3 protein-coding genes are annotated in these 2,500 nt (G+C 61.0%); all 3 read right to left on the bottom strand.

Annotation, left to right across the window (positions count from 1 at the left end; translation table 11 throughout):
• On the bottom strand, positions 1-1,630 hold a 1,630-nt coding region (gene mrdA / locus V6C16_RS11160; protein ID WP_333543231.1), incomplete at its 3' end, for a penicillin-binding protein 2.
• Positions 1,614-2,084 carry a hypothetical protein gene (locus V6C16_RS11155; protein WP_333536667.1) on the bottom strand — a complete coding sequence of 157 codons (471 nt, stop codon included), beginning with the start codon at positions 2,082-2,084 and terminating at the stop codon, positions 1,614-1,616. The genes V6C16_RS11155 and mrdA, both read right to left, overlap by 17 nt.
• On the bottom strand, positions 2,081-2,500 hold a 420-nt coding region (gene mreC / locus V6C16_RS11150), incomplete at its 5' end, for a rod shape-determining protein MreC (protein WP_333543230.1). The genes V6C16_RS11155 and mreC, both read right to left, overlap by 4 nt.

Raw genomic sequence — 2,500 nt, 5'->3', positions numbered from 1 at the left:
TGCCGCCCATGTCCGCGTCCTTGCGGCCCACCACACGCGCTGTGCCGCCCGAGGCCGTCTTGCGCATGGCCTCGACCACAAAATTGAGGGTAGCGGCCTTGGCGGGAATGTTGCCCTTGATCTCGCGCTGGGCATCGTCCAGCAACTGCGGTTTGAGCAGGTTGCCGCCGTTGAGCAGGGCCGACACGAAAACAGCCATCTGGACCGGGGTGACAAGAGTATAGCCCTGGCCGATGGACACGTTGTACGTTTCGCCGCGCACCCAGGGGCGTCCGAAGCGGCGTTTTTTCCATTCCTTGGAAGGCACAAGCCCGGATTTTTCGTGCGGCAGGTCAATGCCGGTGGGGCGTCCGAAGCCGCTAGCCTTGGCAAATTCCTCTATCTTGTCAATGCCCATGCGTTCGCCCATCTGGTAGAAATAGACGTCGCAGGAATTGACCAGCGCGCTCTGCATGTCTTGCGAGCCGTGGCCGCCGCGTTTCCAGCAGCGGAATATCTGGTTGCCCAGCTTGACCTGACCCGGGCAGAATACGCTTTCGCGCGGGCTTACGCCGCGCTCGAGCAGCATGGCCGCCATAACCAGCTTCCACACGGAACCGGGCGGGTATACGCTTTGAATGACCCGGTTTTGCAGGGGGAAGCGGCTGTTGGTGCGCAGCGCGTCCCAGTCGCGCTGGGAAATGCCCGCGGCGAAGAGATTGTTGTCGTAGGCCGGGGATGTGACCAGCGCGCGCAGTTTGCCCGTATCCGGCTCCATAACGACCACGCAGCCCGCCTCGCCGCCCAGGGCGTTCCAGGCGGCTTCCTGAAGGTCTCTGTCCAGCGAAAGGCGTATTTCCGTGCCGCCGCGCGGCTCTTCACGCAAAAATTTGCCCAGCACGCGGGAATGGGCGTCCACTTCCACGTCATACAGGCCCTTGCGCCCGCGCAACTGTTTTTCCAGTTCCAGTTCCAGGCCCTGCTTGCCCACAAGGTCGCCCATTGCCAGGGCGCTGTCAGCGGTCATTTCCTGCTCGTTGGCTTCGGCCACGTAGCCGAGAACGTGGGCGAACAGGTCTTTTTCCGGATAGCTGCGCTTGGTGCGCACCACAATTTCCAGGCCGGGCCAGGCATGAATTTCAGACTCGATGCGCGCCACCAGATCAAAATCAATGTCCGTGATCATGAGCAGGGGTTCAAAGGATTTGACCTTGAACCTGTCCTGCCGGAATTTTTCCCAGATCTGGGGCAGGGGAACGCCCGACCACGCACTGATCTGGGCCAGGGTTGCCGGTATGTCCGGGCAGTCTTCACGCACGAGGGAAAGGCCGTAGGCTGTGCGGTTGTCGGCCAGCACCTTGCCCTTGTCGTCCATGATGCGCCCGCGCGGGGCGAAGATGCGTTCGATGCGCAGGCGGTTGTTCTGCGCCTGCTGGGCGAATTCCGCGCCACGGTGCATCTGCAGATACCAGAAGCGCACCACAAGTACGAAGAACAGCAGGCCCACCAGAATCTGCAGCAGGATGATCCCGCCACGCGGAGGCTGGTAGCGCTCGCCTTCTACCTGGATTTTGAGCCAGGAGCGTATGCCTTTGCGGGCGTTTTTATCTTTGCCGCCCAACAGGCTGTTCTTTTTAATTTTCCGCAGCATGGGCCTTTCCGTGTCGGGTCGCCACCAGGAGTTTCCAGGCAAAGGGAATAAATATGGCCTGGATCAGACTTTTGTCCAGTGTGTCCTGAAAATTGAAGGGCAGGTCCTGCAGGGGGGCCATGAGCCAGGCCACGGCAAAATACGCCGCGCCCAGGCACGCCGAAAGCAAAAAAATGAACAGAAAATTTTCTGCCTCAAACAGCCAGCGCCCCATGCGGAACAGCACGATAACGGCCATATACCACACGATAACGCCGCCGAAAACGCGGGTTCCCATGCCTTCTTGCAGCAGAATGAAGAGGGGCAGCAGCCAGAGCATGTTTTTGTAGTCGCGCTCCTGCAAGAGAATGATCAGCCCCACGGTCATGACGTCCAGCCCCGGTATCCACGCCTGGATGCCCACAGCCGCAGCCAGAAAACACAGCCACCAGATGATGTCGCGCAAGGCAATCATGGGGCGGGGCGTCCGGGCGTGGGCGGCCCGTGAATTTCTTTGGGCGGCGCGCCCATATCCGGGGGAGGGGCCACACCGGTGGGTTCAAGCAGCAGCACCTCTTCAAGGTGGTGCAGGTCTACCAGAGGTTCGGCCTTGATCGCCATGAACTGGGTGTAGTCCGACGGCGCCACGCTGAGCACCCTGGCAACAGGAATGCCCTTGGGATACTTGCCGTCCAGGCCGGACGTGATGAGTATTTCGCCCGCATTTACCTTGGTGGCGCGTTGCACAAAATTGACTTCAAGAGGTTGCCCGGTTCCCTGCCCGGCCAGGATGCCGGGGGCGCGGCTTTCTTGCGAAAAGACGGCAATGCGGCTGCCGGGGTCTGTGAGCAGCAGGGCAATGGCGCTGTGGGCGCTGGCCTTGAGCACCCG

Origin of the sequence: Desulfovibrio sp. 1188_IL3213, assembly GCF_036763145.1 — a bacterium.
In the GTDB taxonomy this organism is placed as follows: Bacteria; Desulfobacterota; Desulfovibrionia; order Desulfovibrionales; family Desulfovibrionaceae; genus Desulfovibrio.
Note: the sequence above shows the minus strand (reverse complement) of the source record. Positions and strands in the feature narration are given on the sequence as shown.